This window comes from Pseudomonas sp. RL_5y_Pfl2_69, from assembly GCF_963970465.1.
Taxonomy (GTDB): domain Bacteria; phylum Pseudomonadota; class Gammaproteobacteria; order Pseudomonadales; family Pseudomonadaceae; genus Aquipseudomonas.
The window spans coordinates 46320-63615 of the sequence record NZ_CAXAOU010000014.1; the positions used below are offsets into that span (position 1 = coordinate 46320).

Here is a 17296-nt window from a genome sequence, read left to right on the forward strand (position 1 = left end):
GATCGTGACCACCGACTGGCTCTGCAAACACCACAACGACCTGGGCAAGGAACAGCTCTACGCTATTCTGGAATTGCGCTCGAAAGTATTCGTCGTCGAGCAGAAATGCGCCTACCAGGACGTCGACGGGCAAGACCTGACGGGGGACACGTTGCATGTGATGGGCTGGCAGAACGATCAACTGGTGGCGTATGCCCGCGTGCTCGACCCTGAATCCCAGGGCGGCGACGTGGTGATCGGCCGCGTGATCATTGCCCCCGAGGGTCGCGGGCAAAAGCTGGGGCATGTCCTGATCGAGAAAGCCCTGGAAAACATCGAGGATTACTGGTCGGGGCAGCCCGTGTTCTTGTCCGCCCAGGCGCACTTGCAGCCGTTCTACGGGCAACACGGGTTTCGCGCCGAGGGCGAAATGTATCTTGAAGATGACATCCCGCACATCGGCATGCGCCTGACACCTCAGGGATAACCCAGCACCTGCTTGATCTGCACCAGATGCTCGCCGACCCAGGTTTTGTCGACAGGGCCCCAACTGTGAATCTGATAACGCCCGGCATGATTACGGGCGCCGTCCTGCTGCTCGAACTCGCAGACAATATCCAGATCAGCCAGCGCCGCGATGGTGTCCTGCGCGGTACGGCGCGGCATCCCGGTCACTTCGGTCAGTGCGGGCACGCTGCTGGCAATCTGGCTATCGATTAACCAGGCCACGTACAAGCGCCGGTAAAAGCTGCTTTTGGTTTTGCTGACGTCCATTCAGAACTCCTGATGCGGATGATTGCTGGCTTTCTGTGGGAGCGGGTTCAGGGTTGGGGGTTTCCTGCCAAGTCACGCCACGTCAGATACACCCGCAGGTCAAACTCCAGCTGGTGGTAACCCGGCAACATGTGTTCGCACAATTTGTAAAAGGCCTTGTTGTGGTCCGACTCCTTGAGATGGGCCAGTTCGTGAACCACGATCATCTTCAGGAATTCAGGCGCCGCCTCCTTGAACAACGAGGCCACACGCAGTTCTTTCTTGGCTTTGAGCTTGCCACCCTGAACCCGCGAGATGGCGGTATGCAATCCCAGCGCACGGTGAGTCAGGTCGAGCTTGTTATCAAACAGCACCTTGTCGAAGGACGGCGCATTGCGCAGGTATTCCTGCTTCAGTTCCAGCGCGTAGGTATACAGCGCCTTGTCACTTTGCACCGCGTGACGCTGCGGGTAGCGTTCGCTCAGGTAGCTGCCCAACTGATCGCGCTCAATCAATTGGCGAACCTGCTCTTGCAAGGTCTGGGGGTAGGCCTGGAGGTACTTGAGAACGGTCATGGGACGCCAACGCACAGCATAGAAGGGCGCCAGTGTAGCGAATTCGACCCAAAGGCGCCCACGTCAGACTTTTACGCGAACAAAAGCCAGACATTTCCGAGAAAACCCGGTGCCGACAAGCGTCGCTTGCAGCCCGAAAAGCCTCGGGGCTATCTTCACCAGTCGCCGATGATCCCCGTGGAAGAGACATGAAAAAGACGACGCCCGACGATCCCAAAACAAATCACACCCCCCGTGATGATCATCAGCACGATGAGGCCACCCGCCGTATTCTCGATGCCGTGCTCAGTGCCCCGCCTGTTGACCTCGACAGCCTCAAGCCCACCAATGCGCAACATGTCAGCCCCAAATCACCCTTTGCCGTGCGGCCTGATATCCGGGCAATAGAGGCCTTGTCTCACATCTGGTTGATGCTCAAGAGCGCAGAAGAGGTCTCGGATGAAATCACCGAGTATGCCAGTGGCATTGAGCGCGGGCTGATATGGTCATTGGTGCATTCGGTCGAGATGTCCCGCTCGCTGGTGAGTGCCCTGCTCAAGGCCAATGGCGTTGATCCGGAACAATTACACCGATCTGCATGAACATCGCACCCACAAAAAAGCCCGCATCGCTGCGGGCTTTTTAGTACGCGCCGGTCTTAGTTGACCTTGGCGTTCAGCTCACCTTTGAGGTAACGCTGGTACATGGCTTCCAGGGAGATCGGCTTGATCTTCGAAGCGTTACCGGCAGTACCGAAAGCTTCGTAACGAGCGATACACACGTCACGCATGGCCGTTACGGTGGCGCCGAAGAACTTGCGCGGGTCGAACTCGCTCGGGTTGGTTGCCATCAGACGACGCATGGCGCCAGTCGATGCCAGACGCAGGTCGGTGTCGATGTTGACCTTGCGCACGCCGTGCTTGATGCCTTCAACGATTTCTTCTACCGGCACACCGTAAGTTTCTTTGATGTCGCCGCCGAACTCGTTGATGATCGCCAGCCATTCTTGTGGAACAGAAGACGAACCGTGCATCACCAGGTGAGTGTTCGGGATACGCTTGTGGATTTCTTTGATGCGGTCGATCGCCAGCACGTCGCCAGTAGGTGGCTTGGTGAACTTGTAAGCGCCGTGGGAAGTACCGATGGCAATGGCCAGGGCATCCACTTGAGTGCGCTTGACGAAGTCAGCGGCTTCTTCCGGGTCGGTCAGCATCTGGCTGTGATCCAGAACGCCTTCTGCGCCGATGCCGTCTTCTTCGCCAGCCATACCGGTTTCAAGCGAACCCAGGCAGCCCAGCTCGCCTTCAACCGACACACCGCACGCGTGTGCCAGGGCAACGGTTTGCTGAGTAACGCGAACGTTGTAGTCGTAGTCGGTTGGGGTTTTGCCGTCTTCGCCCAGCGAGCCGTCCATCATGACTGAGCTGAAGCCCAGCTGGATCGAGCGCTGGCACACGTCAGGGCTGGTGCCGTGGTCCTGGTGCATGCACACCGGGATATGCGGGAATTCTTCGATTGCAGCCAGGATCAGGTGACGCAGGAAGGGAGCACCTGCGTACTTGCGCGCACCGGCCGAAGCCTGAACGATCACCGGGGAGTCGGTCTTGTCAGCGGCTTCCATAATGGCGCGCATCTGCTCAAGGTTGTTTACGTTGAAGGCTGGAACGCCGTAGCCGAATTCGGCGGCGTGGTCCAACATCTGGCGCATGCTGATAAGTGCCATTGTGAGTGTCTCTCCCGGACAAGGGTCGTTAATCGTGCAAGCCTGCCGTAGCGGCGGCTGCTATTCAAGTTATTGCAGATCGGGGGTTGTGCCCCATTCTGCCAATCCGATTTAGCTGAAACGATACAGCTCCAGCTATAGCTATGCGGCCTGATTGTGGGAGCGGGCTTGCTCGCGATGCAGGCAATTCGGTCTATTTGCCGAACCGCGGTGATGCAATCGCGAGCACGCCCGCTCCCACGCAAAAACCCATATCAAATCAAGGGCACCCACGCTCTTGTGAAGCCTTGGGCGACTCGTATTTTTCCAGCGCTTCAGGACCTGAGCGTTTATTGACCAGCGGCACGCTTTGCGCCTGCCAGTCTGCCTGGTAGCAACCACTCTCTTCAGGGGTTGCAGCTTCGGGCGTCGGCTTGCCCGAACTGGCGCAACCGGCCAAAAAGCCCACGATCATCAACAGCGGTAACAACTTGACCATGTCCATGCTTCCTTTCAGGGCCTGAAACACCTTCAGGCTTTGGCGCGGCTTTCCAGAATTTCGACAGCAGGCAGTACCTTGCCTTCAACGAACTCAAGGAAGGCACCACCGCCGGTGGAGATGTAGGAAATTTGATCAGCAATACCGTACTTGTCGATAGCCGCGAGGGTGTCGCCGCCACCCGCGATCGAGAACGCTGCGCTGTCAGCAATGGCCTGGGCCAGAACCTTGGTGCCGTTACCGAACTGGTCAAACTCGAACACACCTACCGGGCCGTTCCACAGGATAGTCTTTGACGACTTCAGCAGCTCGGCGAAATGCGCGGCGGTTTGTGGGCCGATGTCCAGAATCATGTCGTCGGCAGCCACATCAGCGATCAGCTTGACGGTTGCAGCAGCGCTTTCAGCGAATTCCTTGGCCACGACCACGTCAGTCGGCAGAGGCACATTGACCTTGGCGGCGATGGCGCGGGCGGTGTCCAGCAGATCAGGTTCGTACAGCGATTTGCCAACCGGGTGCCCGGCAGCTGCCAGGAAGGTGTTGGCGATACCGCCACCCACGATCAGCAGGTCGCAGATCTGGCTCAGGCTGTTGAGCACTTCAAGCTTGGTCGACACCTTGGAGCCGGCAACGATAGCGGCCATCGGCTTGGCCGGGGCGCCCAGTGCCTTGCCCAGTGCGTCCAGCTCGGCAGCCAGCAACGGGCCAGCAGCCGCAACCTTGGCAAACTTGGCCACGCCGTGGGTCGAGCCTTCGGCGCGGTGGGCAGTACCGAAAGCATCCATCACAAACACGTCGCACAGGGCGGCGTATTGCTGGGCCAGCTCGTCGGCGTTTTTCTTTTCGCCCTTGTTGAAGCGCACGTTTTCGAACAACACGATGTCGCCCGCTTTAACGTCGACGCCATTGAGGTAGTCGCTGACCAGCGGCACTTCGCGGCCCAGGGCCTTGCTCAAGTAATCGGCTACAGGCTTGAGGCTGTTTTCAGCCGAGAACTCGCCTTCAGTCGGACGTCCCAGGTGCGAGCAGACCATAACCGCCGCGCCTTTTTCCAACGCCAGCTTGATGGTCGGCAGCGAAGCAAGGATGCGCGCATCGCTGGTGACTACACCGTCCTTGACTGGGACGTTGAGGTCTTCGCGGATCAGTACGCGCTTACCTTGCAGATCGAGGTCGGTCATCTTCAACACGGTCATGGGTCGCAGTTCCTGAGTTTCTAATGTTAGAGAGCGGGTTTGGGGTGGGTAACGTGCAAATAGTGCTCTGCCACATCGATCATTCGATTGGCAAAACCCCATTCGTTGTCGAACCAGGCCAGCAGGTTCACCAGCCGGGGGCCGGAAACGCGGGTCTGGCTGGCATCGACAATGGCCGAATGCGGGTCATGGTTGAAATCACAGCTGGCGTGGGGCAACTCGGTGTAGGCCAACAAGCCTTTGAGCGGGCCGCAGGTGGCCGCTTCGCGCAGCAGGCGGTTCACCTCTGCGGCATCGGTGTCCCGTGCCGTGGTCAGGGTGATATCCAGGCACGACACATTCAATGTCGGTACCCGCACCGCTTTGGCTTGAATTCGGCCGGCAAGTTCCGGCAACAAACGCTCAATGCCCTTGGCCAGGCCGGTAGAGACCGGAATGACCGACTGAAAGGCCGAACGTGTACGACGCAGATCTTCGTGATGGTAGGCATCGATCACGGGCTGATCGTTCATCGCCGAGTGAATGGTGGTAATCGATACATACTCAAGACCCAATGCCTCATCCAGCAAACGCAGCAGCGGCACGCCGCAGTTGGTCGTGCAGGAGGCGTTGGACACCAGTCGTTCTTCGCCGGTCAGGCTGTGCTGGTTAACGCCGTAGACGATGGTGGCGTCGACATCGGCGTCACTGGCCATCGGTTGCGAAAACAGCACGCGGGGAGCCCCGGCATCAAGGAAACGCTGGCCGTCGGCGCGGGTGTTGTAGACGCCGGAGCATTCCAGCACCAGGTCAACTCCCAGGGCAGCCCAGTCGATCCCCTCGGGGGTGGCACTGCGGAACACTTTCACGCAGTCGCCATTGATATGCAGGCAGTCGCCTTCGATCCGTATCTCGCCGGGAAACCGGCCATGGGTGGAGTCGAAGCGCGTCAAATATTCGAGACTGGCCATATCGGCCAAATCATTGAGTGCAACAATTTCAAACCCGGCATCCGCCCCTCGTTCCAACAACGCACGCAAGACGCAACGACCAATCCGGCCGTAGCCATTGAGTGCAACTTTGTAAGGACGCGGTTGAGGCATGGGGTTCTCTATTGTGGGTGAAACCTTCATGACAGCGGAGACTGAACCACCGTGATCGCGAGCGAGCCCGCTCCCACAGGATCTTCACAATCCTTGTGGGAGCGGGCTGGCTCGCGAAAGCGGCAGTCCAGACGGCACACTTTAGTACTTAGTCTTCCAGCAACTCGTCAGCCTGACCCAGGATGTTTTCCAGGGTGAAGCCGAACTCTTCGAACAAGGCAGGCGCAGGCGCCGACTCGCCGTAGGTGGTCATGCCGATGACGCGGCCTTCCAGGCCCACGTACTTGTACCAGTAGTCCGCGTGGGACGCTTCGATCGCGATACGGGCGCTCACCTGCAGCGGCAGAACCGACTGCTTGTAGCCTGCATCCTGAGCTTCGTACACGCTGGTGCATGGCATCGATACAACACGTACCTTGCGGCCTTGCTCGGTCAGCTTCTCGTAAGCCTGAACCGCCAGGCCCACTTCGGAACCGGCCGAGATCAGGATCAGTTCAGGCTCGCCTGCACAATCCTTCAGCACGTAACCACCACGGTTGATGTCGGCAATCTGGCCAGCATCACGGGTTTGGTGGTTCAGGTTCTGACGCGAGAAGATCAACGCGGACGGGCCGTCGTTGCGCTCCAGGGCGAATTTCCAGGCCGCTGCGGATTCCACCGCATCGGCTGGGCGCCAGGTGTCCAGGTTCGGCGTGGTACGCAGGCTGGTCAGTTGCTCGACCGGCTGGTGCGTCGGGCCGTCTTCGCCCAGACCGATGGAGTCATGGGTGAACACATAGATCACGCGCTGCTTCATCAGGGCCGACATGCGGATGGCGTTGCGGGCGTACTCCATGAACATCAGGAAGGTCGCGCCGTAAGGCACCAGGCCGCCGTGCAGGGCAACACCGTTCATGATGGCGCTCATGCCGAACTCGCGTACGCCGTAGTACACGTAGTTGCCGCTGGCGTCTTCAGCCGAAACACCTTTGCAGCCTTTCCAGAGGGTCAGGTTGGAACCGGCCAGGTCAGCGGAGCCGCCCAGCAGTTCTGGCAACAGTGGGCCAAAGGCATTCAATGCGTTCTGGCTGGCTTTACGGCTGGCGATGGTTTCGCCCTTGGCCGCAACTTCAGCGATGTAGGCGTTGGCCTTGGCATCGAAGTCAGCAGGCAGTTTGCCGCTCAGGCGACGGGACAGCTCGCCGGCCAGTTCAGGGAACTCGGCCGCGTAGGCAGCAAAGCGCTTGTCCCACTCGGACTCAACCGCAGCACCGGCTTGCTTGGCATCCCATTCGGCGTAGATATCAGCCGGGATTTCAAACGGACCGTGGTTCCAGTTCAGGGCCTGGCGGGTCAGGGCGATTTCGTCGTTGCCCAGTGGAGCACCGTGGCAGTCTTCCTTGCCCTGCTTGTTCGGCGAGCCGAAACCGATGGTGGTTTTGCAGCAGATCAGCGTTGGCTGGTCGCTTTTGCGTGCGGTTTCGATCGCGGTCTTGATTTCTTCCGGGTCGTGACCGTCAACGTTACGGATCACTTGCCAGTTGTAGGCTTCGAAACGCTTTGGCGTGTCGTCGGTGAACCAGCCTTCAACTTCGCCATCGATAGAGATGCCGTTGTCGTCGTAGAACGCGATCAGCTTGCTCAGACCCAGAGTGCCGGCCAACGAGCCAACTTCGTGGGAAATGCCTTCCATCATGCAGCCATCACCCAGGAACACGTAGGTGTGGTGATCAACGACGTTATGGCCAGGGCGGTTGAACTGAGCGCCCATGACTTTTTCTGCCAGGGCAAAGCCCACAGCGTTGGCCAGGCCCTGACCCAGCGGGCCAGTGGTGGTTTCAACGCCCGGCGTGTAGCCCAGCTCCGGGTGACCCGGGGTGCGGCTGTGCAGCTGGCGGAAGTTTTTCAGGTCGTCGATCGACAGGTCATAGCCGGTCAGGTGCAGCAACGAGTAGATCAGCATCGAACCGTGGCCGTTGGACAGCACAAAGCGGTCACGGTCAGCGAACGAAGGGTTGCTCGGGTTGTGCTTCAGATAATCGCGCCACAGTACTTCGGCGATATCCGCCATACCCATAGGGGCACCTGGATGGCCGCTGTTGGCTTTTTGCACGGCATCCATGCTGAGTGCACGAATGGCGTTGGCACGCTCACGACGGCTGGGCATCGCTGTTCTCCTGGGTATTGAAAGTTAAATCGAAACGGAAAAAAGGCGAGCATTTTCCCTCAGGCAACGCCCTCGGGGCAATGACAGATAGTCGCAAGAGGCGTTTTTCCTGTGCTTAACCGTTCAACCTGTTAAGGATCGGACATTTCGTTTCGTTAATAAGCACACACTCTCCGACAAGCGCGCCACTTATCGACCAATATCAAAACTTTTCGATATTGAACTTGCGGGGGCTGTACGGGGTAACTAGACTGCGGCCCCATGAACTTACGCGTGCCTTCAATCCGCCATGACGATAGCGACGAGCTCTCTGCCCTGTGCAAGGCTGGAGGCGATCCGCTGCGACTCAATGTGCTGCGCGCGTTGGCCAACGATTCGTTTGGTGTGCTGGAGCTGACGCAGATTTTTGCCACTGGCCAATCAGGCATGAGTCACCACCTCAAGGTGCTGTCTCAAGCCAGGCTGGTCGCAACACGACGCGAAGGCAATGCGATTTTTTATCGCCGTGCCCTGCCCCACACCGAACAACCAGGCGGAAAACTCCACGCTGCGCTGCTGGAAGAGGTCGATAACCTGACCTTGCCCACCGATGTACAAGCGCGAATCAGCGCAGTACATGCACAGCGTGCAGCCGCCAGTCAGGACTTTTTCTCACGCGTAGCCGAGAAGTTTCGCGCTCAACAGGATTTGATCGCCGGCTTGCCGCAATACCGGGACAGCGTTTTGACGCTGCTCGACAAACTGAGCTTCGACCCGGCGGCCACGGCCCTGGAAGTCGGCCCCGGCGATGGCAGCTTCTTGCCCGACCTGGCTCGCCGCTTCCATCAGGTCACGGCGCTGGACAACAGCCCGGTCATGCTTGGGCTGGCCCGCCAGCTCTGTGAACGCGAGTCACTGAGCAACGTCAGCCTGATCCTGGCCGACGCGTTACACGATGCACAGCTGCAAGCCGACTGCGTTGTCGTGAACATGGTCCTGCACCATTTCGCCGCACCGGCCGAAGCACTTCAGCAACTGGCAACCTTGCTGCAGCCGGGCGGCAGCCTGCTGATAACAGAGTTGTGCAGCCATAATCAGGCGTGGGCCCGCGAGGCATGCGGTGATTTGTGGCTGGGTTTTGAACAAGATGATCTGGCCCATTGGGCCACCGCTGCGGGACTCGTTCCCGGGGAAAGCCTCTATGTAGGCTTACGTAATGGTTTCCAGCTTCAGGTCCGCCACTTTCAGCGGCCAACTGGCGACACTCACCATCGGTAAATATTAGGAAACCGTCGAGATGAGCGAATACTCCCTTTTCACCTCCGAGTCCGTGTCTGAAGGGCATCCGGACAAAATCGCCGACCAGATTTCTGACGCGGTGCTGGACGCCATCATTGCTGAAGACAAGTTCGCCCGTGTGGCGTGCGAGACTCTGGTGAAAACCGGCGTAGCAATCATCGCGGGCGAAGTCACCACGTCGGCCTGGGTCGACCTGGAGCAGATCGTTCGTGACGTGATCACCGACATCGGCTACACCAGCTCCGACGTCGGCTTCGACGGTGCGACCTGCGGCGTGATGAACATCATCGGCAAGCAGTCCCCTGACATCAACCAGGGTGTTGACCGTGCCAAGCCTGAAGATCAGGGCGCCGGCGACCAGGGCCTGATGTTCGGCTACGCCAGCAACGAAACCGACGTGCTGATGCCTGCACCGATCACCTTTTCGCACCAACTGGTACAGCGCCAGGCCCAGGCCCGTAAATCCGGCCTGCTGCCGTGGCTGCGCCCGGACGCCAAGTCCCAGGTAACGTGCCGTTACGAAGGCGGCAAGGTTGTCGCCATCGACGCCATCGTGCTGTCGACCCAGCACAACCCTGAAGTGTCGTACACCGACCTGCGCGAAGGCGTGATGGAACTGATCGTCAAGCACGTGCTGCCAGCCGAGCTGTTGCACAAGGACACCCAGTTCCACATCAACCCTACCGGCCAGTTCATCATCGGTGGCCCGGTGGGCGACTGCGGCCTGACCGGTCGCAAGATCATCGTTGACACCTACGGCGGCATGGCCCGTCACGGCGGCGGCGCGTTCTCGGGCAAGGATCCATCCAAGGTTGACCGTTCGGCTGCTTACGCCGGTCGTTACGTGGCCAAGAACATCGTGGCTGCCGGCCTGGCTGAGCGCTGCGAGATTCAGGTTTCCTACGCTATCGGCGTCGCTCAACCGACTTCGATTTCGTTGAACACCTTTGGTACTGGCAAAATTTCCGACGAGAAAATCATCAAGCTGGTACGTGACGTATTCGACCTGCGTCCATACGCCATCACCACCATGCTTGACCTGCTGCACCCGATGTACCAGGAAACTGCAGCATACGGCCACTTCGGTCGCACGCCGCAGATCAAGACCGTTGGCGACGATACCTTCACCACGTTCACGTGGGAGCGTACCGACCGCGCCGAAGAGCTGCGCGCTGCCGCCGGTTTGTAATTAAGCCTGCTGCACCAGAAGCCCCGGACAGGTGACTGTTCGGGGCTTTTTGCTGCTCATGGGTAACGTTCGACGGATTGCTTGCCTGCGGATGCTGCTAACATCCACGGTTTGGATCCGCCGAAACGCGCTTGCGTGGCGTTTTTTCAGCCTTATTTAATTGTCATCTTTTGTCATGGAGCCATTTATGAAATTACTTTCACCGCTCGCCCTGTTGACTGTTTGCGGCCTGCTGGCAACGCCTCTGATGGCCGCAGACGCAGCGCCGGAACTGACCGGTTGCGCTGCCAAGAAACAAGCCATCACCCTGCAACTTGAGCAGGCCCGCGCGCACGGCAACAGCAACCAGGTCGCGGGCCTGGAAAAAGCCCTGAGCGAAGTCACCGAGCACTGCACTGACGCTGGCCTGCGCAAGGAACGTGAAAACAAGGTGCTGGAAGCCAAGCACGAAGTGAGCAAACGCCAGGCTGATCTGGACAAAGCCATGAAGAAAGGCGACCCGGAGAAAATCGACAAACGCAAAAACAAGCTGGCTGAATCGCGCAAAGAACTGCAAGAAGCGCTGGATCAGCTGGATAAATAAGTCTCGCGATACAGATCTCCTGTGTGGGAACGGGCTTGCTCGCGATGGCAGCACCTCGGTGATTCAGAAGTCCCGAGTCGTGCTTATCGCGAGCAATCCCGCTCCCACAGAAGGCGGGTACCGGCTGATCTTTACTCAGTGATTCCTGAATTCCTTGTGGCACGCACTGCAGGTGTCTTCCACTTTCTGCACGGCAGGCGTCAGGTTACTGGCTTTGTAGGGTTGTACCTGGCTGGCGATCACCAACTCACCGGTTGCGCCCTCCAACTGGCGCGCCAGTTGTTGAAAACGCTCCTGCTTTTGCCAGACATCATCGGTAGCACTGGTCAGGTCAGACTCCTTAACCTGTGGGAAATGCTTCCACGGCTCGTGAGCCAAAGCGTCCAACTTGAGGGCACCTTCGGTAAAGCGCGGACCGTCAAAGGGAATCCGACCTCGCAACATGCCCCCCAGGTCTTCGCTGGTTTTTAGCATCTGCTTGAAAATCGCTTTACGCTGGCCCAGCGGCGAATCGGGATCCACCCCGCCACACGCAGACAACGTCAGGCAGGCCAGCACAACAACAGTCAATCGTTTAAAAGTCATGGTCGCTTCAGGTCACGGAAATCGGTCGCCAGTATCCTCGCGTCACCTGCAAAGACCAATACCCCTATTGAATACAAGGATTGCCAGAGGGTTACCCGGCCTCGGCAAACCTCGAAGGAATTTCGCCAATGAACACATTTTTCAAGCCTCTGGCCTGGGCGTTGCCCGTTGCCCTGTTGCTGGCCGGATGTAACGGCACCGACAAGGACGCCGACAAAAATGCCACCCAGCCAGAACCCCACACGACCTACAGCAAGGCTGACTGGAGCGCACTGCCTGAAGTGACGGGCAGCGACCTGCAAAGCGGTTTTGCTTCATGGCGCAGCGCCTGTACCCGACTCAAGGCCGACCCCAACTGGGGCCCCGTGTGCAGCGACGCAGCCGTCTTGCCTGCCAGCCCGAGCGTGGCCGACATCAGCAACTTCCTGCAAACCCACCTCGACGTGTACAGCCTGCGCTCGGCCGAAGGCAGCAGCGACGGCCTGATCACCGGTTACTACGAACCGGTTTACCCCGGCAGTCTCAAGCCGACCCAGGCCGCCAACGTACCCATCTATGGCGTACCGGCTGACTTGATCGTGGTCAACCTGGACAGCATCTACCCCGAGCTCAAAGGCAAACGCCTGCGCGGTCGCCTTGAGGGCCGTGTGCTCAAGCCTTACGACACCGCAGAGACCATTAACAGCAAAGGCCTGCAAGCACCGGTACTGGCGTGGCTGACCGACCCGATGGACCTGCAGTTTTTGCAAATCCAGGGCTCGGGCCGGGTTCAACTCGACAATGGCCGCCAGCTGCGCATCGGCTATGCCGACCAGAACGGCCATCCGTACAAGCCGATTGGCCGCTGGCTGGTTGAACAGGGCGAGCTGAAAAAAGAAGACGTGACCATGGGCACCATTCACGCCTGGGCCATGGCTCACCCGCAACGGGTCCACGAGATGCTGGCCAGCAACCCGAGCTACGTGTTTTTCACCCAGAACCCGGACAGCAACGAAGGCCCGCGCGGCTCGCTGAACGTGCCGCTGACGGCTGGCTACAGCGTGGCGGTGGACCGCAAGGTCATCCCGCTGGGCAGCCTGCTGTGGTTGTCGACCACCCAGGCTGATGGCCAGCCCATCGTACGCCCGGTAGCCGCCCAGGACACCGGTGGCGCCATTGCTGGCGAAGTGCGGGCCGACTTCTTCGTGGGCACCGGCCCTGAAGCCGGGAAGATTGCGGGCGACATGAAGCAGAAGGGCAATATCTGGCTGCTATGGCCGAAAGGCGCGGCGCTGCCGCAGTAAAACCACCTGCATGCAATGAAACCAAACCTTTGTGGGAGCGGGCTTGCTCGCGATGGCATCACCGCAGTGCATCAGGCAAACCGGATCGCCTGGATCGCGAGCAAGCCCGCTCCCACACATTCGTCATTGGCTTGCGTTTACATCGACACAAAAAAGAAGCTGACCACCAGCCCCATGCCGATAAACCACACGATGGAGCGCAGGATCGCCCAGTCGGCCAGGTAGCAGATGATGTACAGCATGCGGCTGGTAACGAACAAAACCGCCAGCACATCAATGGTCACGGGCTGGGCGTTCCCTACGATATCGGCAATGATCACCGCCGCCGCAAAGGCCGGGGTCACTTCGAAGCTGTTGAGCTGGGCGCTGTGGGCACGCTTGGCAAAACCTTGGAGGTTGTCCAGAAACGTACGTGGATCATGGTTTTGTTTGGGCCCGAACTTGCCGTCGCTGAACTTGGCAAAAGCGGTACACACATAGGTCAAACAGAAGGCAATCAGCACACACCAGAAGGCAACCGTCATTGGAATTTCCTTTTTAAAGTTTCAACACGAGTATGGGTGGCCTGCTACAGCGCCAGTGCGCACATGCAACCTCAGTGCAACTGCGTGGTCAATGACCTCGCACATCGCGCCCATTTGCCACACCCCGGGGATGTGCCCCTGATGCCCGCGCCTGCATCCAAACATAGCCCGTACTGATCGGGTTTCCATTCACTCTCGCCACCACAGGATCCCGGATGCTTGAGCTTGTTGCTGCGTTTATCTGCCTGACCTCACTACTGACTTACGTGAACTTCCGCTTTATCGGCCTGCCGCCGACGATTGGCGTGATGGTCACTGCCCTAATGTTTTCGTTGCTGCTGCAAGGCTTGAGCTTTATCGGTTATCCGGGCCTTGAAGAGCGCGTGCAAGAACTGATCGGCCAGATCGACTTCGGCGATCTGCTGATGAACTGGATGCTGTCGTTCCTGCTGTTTGCAGGCGCCCTGCACGTCAATATCAATGATGTCCGCAGCTATCGCTGGCCGATTGGCCTGTTGGCCACCGTCGGTGTGCTGATCGCCACCACCGTGATCGGCAGCCTGGCGTACTGGATTTTTGCCCTGTTCGGCTGGCATATCAGTTTCCTGTACTGCCTGCTGTTCGGCGCACTCATCTCCCCCACCGACCCGATTGCCGTGCTGGGTGTACTGCGGACCGCCAACGCCTCCAAACCGCTGAAAACCACCATCGTGGGCGAGTCGCTGTTCAATGACGGCACCGCTGTTGTGGTGTTCACCGTGTTGCTCGGCATCCTGCAACTGGGCGAAACCCCGAGCCTGAGTGCCACGGCCATGCTGTTTGTTCACGAAGCCATCGGCGGCGTGGTGTTCGGTGGTTTGATCGGTTACCTGGTGTACCGGATGATCAAGAGCATCGAGCAGTATCAGATCGAAGTGATGCTGACCCTGGCACTGGTGATCGGCGGCTCGGCCATGGCCAGTGAACTGCATGTGTCGGCGCCGATCGCGATGGTTGTCGCCGGTCTGATCATCGGTAATCTGGGCCGCAACAAGGCCATGAACGAGATGACCCGTCGCTACATGGACGGTTTTTGGGAGTTGCTTGATGACATGCTCAACGCGCTGCTGTTCGCGCTGATTGGCATGGAACTCTTGCTGCTGCCGTTCTCGTGGCTGCATTTGCTGGCGGCCAGCGTTCTGGCCGTGGCCATTTTGCTGTCGCGCCTCTTGACCGTGGCACCGGCCATTGTCCTGCTGCGCCGCTGGCGTACCGTGCCACGGGGCACCATCCGCATCTTGACCTGGGGTGGCCTGCGCGGCGGTGTTTCGGTGGCGCTGGCCCTGGCATTGCCACTGGGCCCGGAGCGTGACCTGATCCTGAGTATCACCTACATCGTGGTGCTGTCCTCGATCCTGTTCCAGGGTTTGACCATCGGCAAACTGGTCAAGCACGTGACCAAGGATGCGCCGGTAGAGGTTGAGCACGCGCACTGATCCCGGTGTTTTCCCCCGCCTTGGCTACACTCACGTTCCTGAGGCCTTAAGGCATGACACACAAAGGGGAACGGGATGAGTACTTCTGCTGCCTATGCACCACCCAGGCGCCCTCTGGGCGCCAACATCATGATCATCACGGCATTGATTGCTCTGGGCATTACCGCCTGGCGGTTCTTCACTCCCTTGTCCGGGGTGACAGATTCCGGGGGGGCAATGACGGCGATGCTGGCCGAGTTTGTGCTGTTTGTCCTGGGGGTGGTGCTGGCTCAAGCCAGGGCGGGAGGCCTGCGAAATTTCGTCCTCTTCCTGGCCTGGGTCGGTGTGATCGGAACAACGTTTGCCGCATGCCTGCTGCACGGTTGGTGGACAGCCGCCGTTCTGGGGATCTACGCCCTGGGTGTGATCATTGAAACCTTTGCCGGCAAGCCAACAAGGAGCGCGATATGAGCGCGATCACAAAACAGTTTTTGACAGCTCCGGCCTTGTGCTTGCTGGCGGGTGTTTCCAGCGTCCACGCGCAAGACACCTACACCGTCCCGCCGACTTTGCTGGCACCGTCCAGCATCTCTGCCGAGGACGCAAAACTGCCGATCCCCAGCGGCAAGGAGTGGGACAGTTTCCACGGACAACTGAGCTCGCAAAAGTATTCGCCCCTGACTCAAATCAACAAAGACAACGTCGGAAAACTGACCAAGGTCTGGGAATACTTCACCGGCGACATGTCCACGGGCACCGGCAAAATCCCGCCGTCGGTCTGGTCCGCGACACCTATTTTTGCCAATGACACGTTGTACGTCGGCACGCCTTTTTACCGGATCATTGCCCTGGAGCCCGAGACCGGCAAAGAAAAGTGGACCTACGACACCAAGTCGAAACTGGTCGCCGAAACCCAGCCCGCGCTCAAATCACGTGGCGTGGCCTACTGGCAGGAAAAAACCCCTCAAGCGGGCGTGGCCTGCCAGAAGGTCGTCTACCTGGGCAACATGACCGCGCAGCTCTACGCGGTAGACGCCGACACCGGCAAGCCTTGCGAAGGCTTCGGCAAAAACGGGGTGGTGGACGTCAACCAATGGAACACCATGAACGCGAAATGGCCGCTGTCGCAGTTGCAGCCACCCACCGTCATCGGTGACAAATTGATCGTGGGCTGGGCCGGTAAAGACTGGGAATACGAAGTTGAATCCCCAGGCTCGCTGTTTGCCCTCAATGCCCGCACCGGCGCGCTGGAGTGGGAATTCAAGCCGATCCCCGAGGAAGAAGCAGGCAAAACCGGCACTGCCAACATCTGGACAGCCATGTCGTATGACCCGGCGCTGGGCTTGCTGTATATCCCCGTGTCCTCGCCTTCACCCAACTATTGGGGCGGCAACCGGACCAAGCCGATTCCGCTGGGCACTTCCACCACGGCCTTGGATATCAACACCGGCAAGGTCGTGTGGTCTCGTCAGTGGGTTCACCACGACATATGGGACTACGACATCAACTCGGCCCCGACGCTGATGGACATCACCGTCAACGGCAAGCCCGTGGCAGCACTGGTGCAAGCGACCAAGATGGGCTTTTTGTTCACCGTTGACCGCCGCACCGGCGAGGACGTATGGCCGATTGAAGAGCGCCCTGTACCCCAGGGTGATGCTGCTGGAGAGGTGTACTCGCCAACCCAACCGTTCCCGACCAAGCCTGCACCGTTGATGGATCAGTCGAAAAAACCGGCGATCTGGAAAATCGCCGACATTGTCGGTTTTGGCCAGTGCACGAAAATGTGGGACGGCCTGGAATACAACGGCATGTATTCGCCGCCCAGCACCAAAGGCAACGGCGTACTGGCCTACCCGGACAGTGCCGGTGGCGTGCAATGGGGCGGTGTAGCGTTTGATCCGGTCAGCCAGGTCGCCATTGTGAACACCTCGCACATTGTGCAGATGATCAAGCTGTGGGACCGCGCCTCCTACGACAAGCAACCCAAAACTGCAGGCAACGAGAACGGCTTCTACCCACAGATCGGCGCGCCTTACGGCATGAGTTTGCTCAACGCGCAGAACTGGGCTGGCATGCCGTGCTGGGCACCGCCTTTCGGTGAAATCGTGGCGATCGACATGCGCACCGGTGACGTGAAATGGCGTCGTCCGATGGGCGCCGTCCAGCAGTGGGGTTGGTACATGCCTGAAGACATGGGCTCGCCGACCATTGGTGGCCCGGCTGTGACCGCAGGTGGCGTGGTGTTCATTGGTGCATCGATGGATGCCAAGGTCCGTGCCTATGCCCTGGAAGACGGCAAAGAGCTGTGGTCGGACATCGTCATGGCCCCTGCCGTCGCCAACCCTGCCGTGTATGAATACAAAGGCCGACAATATGTGGCGTTTGTGGCAGGCGGCAACTCGATCATGAAAGATCAGGTAGGGGACCAGGTGGTGGTGTACGCACTGCCCAAGTAACAGGAAATAACCTGTAGTCGCTGCCGCAGG

At 59.1% G+C, this 17296-nt stretch carries 18 protein-coding genes; 9 read left to right on the plus strand and 9 right to left on the minus strand.

The genetic code is table 11. From position 1 onward, the window contains the following. Positions 1-4 precede the first annotated feature (4 nt). On the plus strand, positions 5-466 hold the full coding sequence (locus AACY07_RS20790) for a GNAT family N-acetyltransferase (protein WP_133075212.1): 462 nt from the start codon (positions 5-7) through the stop codon (positions 464-466). Here AACY07_RS20790 and AACY07_RS20795 read toward each other — a convergent pair. Next, entirely contained in the window at positions 457-753 is a 297-nt protein-coding gene (locus tag AACY07_RS20795; RefSeq protein ID WP_133075211.1) for a winged helix-turn-helix domain-containing protein, read from the minus strand. The genes AACY07_RS20790 and AACY07_RS20795 overlap by 10 nt on opposite strands. Positions 754-800: 47 nt before the next feature. After that, positions 801-1307 (minus strand): M48 family metallopeptidase, encoded by a 507-nt coding sequence (locus tag AACY07_RS20800; RefSeq protein WP_339477242.1) that lies wholly within the window; start codon positions 1305-1307, stop codon positions 801-803. A 188-nt stretch (positions 1308-1495) separates the two neighbouring features. Here AACY07_RS20800 and AACY07_RS20805 point away from each other — a divergent pair, with 188 nt between their 5' ends. Then, entirely contained in the window at positions 1496-1888 is a 393-nt protein-coding gene (locus AACY07_RS20805; RefSeq protein WP_339477244.1) for a hypothetical protein, read from the plus strand. 56 nt (positions 1889-1944) lie between these two features. Here the strand turns inward: AACY07_RS20805 and fba are convergent, their stop codons facing one another. The 5 genes from fba to tkt all read right to left on the minus strand — a co-directional run bounded on the left by fba (position 1945) and on the right by tkt (position 7911). Continuing rightward, entirely contained in the window at positions 1945-3009 is a 1065-nt protein-coding gene (gene fba, locus AACY07_RS20810; RefSeq protein ID WP_004419605.1) for a class II fructose-bisphosphate aldolase, read from the minus strand. Positions 3010-3268: 259 nt separating this feature from the next. Beyond that, positions 3269-3487, minus strand: coding sequence for a hypothetical protein (locus tag AACY07_RS20815; RefSeq protein WP_019827976.1), 219 nt, complete (start codon positions 3485-3487; stop codon positions 3269-3271). Positions 3488-3519: 32 nt separating this feature from the next. Beyond that, positions 3520-4683: a phosphoglycerate kinase gene (locus AACY07_RS20820; protein ID WP_019827977.1), complete on the minus strand. Its 1164-nt coding sequence runs from the start codon at positions 4681-4683 to the stop codon at positions 3520-3522. Positions 4684-4709: 26 nt separating this feature from the next. Beyond that, on the minus strand, positions 4710-5765 hold the full coding sequence (gene epd / locus AACY07_RS20825; protein WP_339477247.1) for an erythrose-4-phosphate dehydrogenase: 1056 nt from the start codon (positions 5763-5765) through the stop codon (positions 4710-4712). A 148-nt stretch (positions 5766-5913) separates the two neighbouring features. Then, complete coding sequence (tkt, locus tag AACY07_RS20830; RefSeq protein WP_133075206.1) at positions 5914-7911, minus strand: transketolase; 1998 nt, start codon at positions 7909-7911, stop codon at positions 5914-5916. Between the two features lie 261 nt (positions 7912-8172). Between tkt and AACY07_RS20835 the strand changes: the two genes are divergently transcribed. The 3 genes from AACY07_RS20835 to AACY07_RS20845 all read left to right on the plus strand — a co-directional run bounded on the left by AACY07_RS20835 (position 8173) and on the right by AACY07_RS20845 (position 10961). Then, entirely contained in the window at positions 8173-9168 is a 996-nt protein-coding gene (locus AACY07_RS20835) for an ArsR/SmtB family transcription factor (protein WP_339477249.1), read from the plus strand. A gap of 19 nt (positions 9169-9187) precedes the next feature. After that, entirely contained in the window at positions 9188-10378 is a 1191-nt protein-coding gene (metK, locus tag AACY07_RS20840) for a methionine adenosyltransferase (protein WP_133075204.1), read from the plus strand. 187 nt (positions 10379-10565) lie between these two features. Then, positions 10566-10961, plus strand: coding sequence for a DUF1090 domain-containing protein (locus AACY07_RS20845; protein ID WP_133075203.1), 396 nt, complete (start codon positions 10566-10568; stop codon positions 10959-10961). Between the two features lie 135 nt (positions 10962-11096). Here AACY07_RS20845 and AACY07_RS20850 read toward each other — a convergent pair whose 3' ends face one another. Then, positions 11097-11546 carry a c-type cytochrome gene (locus AACY07_RS20850; protein ID WP_339477252.1) on the minus strand — a complete coding sequence of 150 codons (450 nt, stop codon included), beginning with the start codon at positions 11544-11546 and terminating at the stop codon, positions 11097-11099. A gap of 128 nt (positions 11547-11674) precedes the next feature. Here AACY07_RS20850 and mltA point away from each other — a divergent pair, with 128 nt between their 5' ends. Then, positions 11675-12829, plus strand: a complete 1155-nt coding sequence (gene mltA / locus AACY07_RS20855; RefSeq protein ID WP_339477254.1) for a murein transglycosylase A — start codon at positions 11675-11677, stop codon at positions 12827-12829. Between the two features lie 137 nt (positions 12830-12966). On the opposite strand, the gene AACY07_RS20860 is transcribed toward mltA, so the two are convergent. Then, positions 12967-13353 (minus strand): MAPEG family protein, encoded by a 387-nt coding sequence (locus tag AACY07_RS20860; protein ID WP_133075200.1) that lies wholly within the window; start codon positions 13351-13353, stop codon positions 12967-12969. A gap of 215 nt (positions 13354-13568) precedes the next feature. On the opposite strand from AACY07_RS20860, the gene AACY07_RS20865 reads away from it, so the two are divergent. The 3 genes from AACY07_RS20865 (at position 13569) to AACY07_RS20875 (ending at position 17266) form a co-directional block, all read left to right on the plus strand. Then, a complete protein-coding gene (locus AACY07_RS20865) occupies positions 13569-14828 on the plus strand; it encodes a cation:proton antiporter (protein WP_133075199.1) in 1260 nt (419 codons plus the stop codon). 75 nt (positions 14829-14903) lie between these two features. Continuing rightward, positions 14904-15278: a hypothetical protein gene (locus tag AACY07_RS20870; protein WP_133075198.1), complete on the plus strand. Its 375-nt coding sequence runs from the start codon at positions 14904-14906 to the stop codon at positions 15276-15278. Beyond that, the gene (locus tag AACY07_RS20875) at positions 15275-17266 is read left to right on the plus strand and encodes a pyrroloquinoline quinone-dependent dehydrogenase (protein ID WP_339477256.1); all 1992 of its coding nucleotides are present in this window, start codon (positions 15275-15277) and stop codon (positions 17264-17266) included. Before AACY07_RS20870 ends, AACY07_RS20875 begins: the two co-directional genes overlap by 4 nt. Positions 17267-17296 lie beyond the last annotated feature (30 nt).

What these genes read in the sequence shown, in the direction of transcription:
- AACY07_RS20795 (WP_133075211.1), bottom strand. Translation starts at nt 753, where the DNA reads ATGGACGTCAGCAAAACCAAAAGCAGCTTTTACCGGCGCTTGTACGTG.
- AACY07_RS20800 (WP_339477242.1), bottom strand. Translation starts at nt 1,307, where the DNA reads ATGACCGTTCTCAAGTACCTCCAGGCCTACCCCCAGACCTTGCAAGAG.
- AACY07_RS20805 (WP_339477244.1), top strand. Translation starts at nt 1,496, where the DNA reads ATGAAAAAGACGACGCCCGACGATCCCAAAACAAATCACACCCCCCGT.
- fba (WP_004419605.1), bottom strand. Translation starts at nt 3,009, where the DNA reads ATGGCACTTATCAGCATGCGCCAGATGTTGGACCACGCCGCCGAATTC.
- AACY07_RS20815 (WP_019827976.1), bottom strand. Translation starts at nt 3,487, where the DNA reads ATGGTCAAGTTGTTACCGCTGTTGATGATCGTGGGCTTTTTGGCCGGT.
- AACY07_RS20820 (WP_019827977.1), bottom strand. Translation starts at nt 4,683, where the DNA reads ATGACCGTGTTGAAGATGACCGACCTCGATCTGCAAGGTAAGCGCGTA.
- epd (WP_339477247.1), bottom strand. Translation starts at nt 5,765, where the DNA reads ATGCCTCAACCGCGTCCTTACAAAGTTGCACTCAATGGCTACGGCCGG.
- tkt (WP_133075206.1), bottom strand. Translation starts at nt 7,911, where the DNA reads ATGCCCAGCCGTCGTGAGCGTGCCAACGCCATTCGTGCACTCAGCATG.
- AACY07_RS20835 (WP_339477249.1), top strand. Translation starts at nt 8,173, where the DNA reads ATGAACTTACGCGTGCCTTCAATCCGCCATGACGATAGCGACGAGCTC.
- metK (WP_133075204.1), top strand. Translation starts at nt 9,188, where the DNA reads ATGAGCGAATACTCCCTTTTCACCTCCGAGTCCGTGTCTGAAGGGCAT.
- AACY07_RS20845 (WP_133075203.1), top strand. Translation starts at nt 10,566, where the DNA reads ATGAAATTACTTTCACCGCTCGCCCTGTTGACTGTTTGCGGCCTGCTG.
- AACY07_RS20850 (WP_339477252.1), bottom strand. Translation starts at nt 11,546, where the DNA reads ATGACTTTTAAACGATTGACTGTTGTTGTGCTGGCCTGCCTGACGTTG.
- mltA (WP_339477254.1), top strand. Translation starts at nt 11,675, where the DNA reads ATGAACACATTTTTCAAGCCTCTGGCCTGGGCGTTGCCCGTTGCCCTG.
- AACY07_RS20860 (WP_133075200.1), bottom strand. Translation starts at nt 13,353, where the DNA reads ATGACGGTTGCCTTCTGGTGTGTGCTGATTGCCTTCTGTTTGACCTAT.
- AACY07_RS20865 (WP_133075199.1), top strand. Translation starts at nt 13,569, where the DNA reads ATGCTTGAGCTTGTTGCTGCGTTTATCTGCCTGACCTCACTACTGACT.
- AACY07_RS20870 (WP_133075198.1), top strand. Translation starts at nt 14,904, where the DNA reads ATGAGTACTTCTGCTGCCTATGCACCACCCAGGCGCCCTCTGGGCGCC.
- AACY07_RS20875 (WP_339477256.1), top strand. Translation starts at nt 15,275, where the DNA reads ATGAGCGCGATCACAAAACAGTTTTTGACAGCTCCGGCCTTGTGCTTG.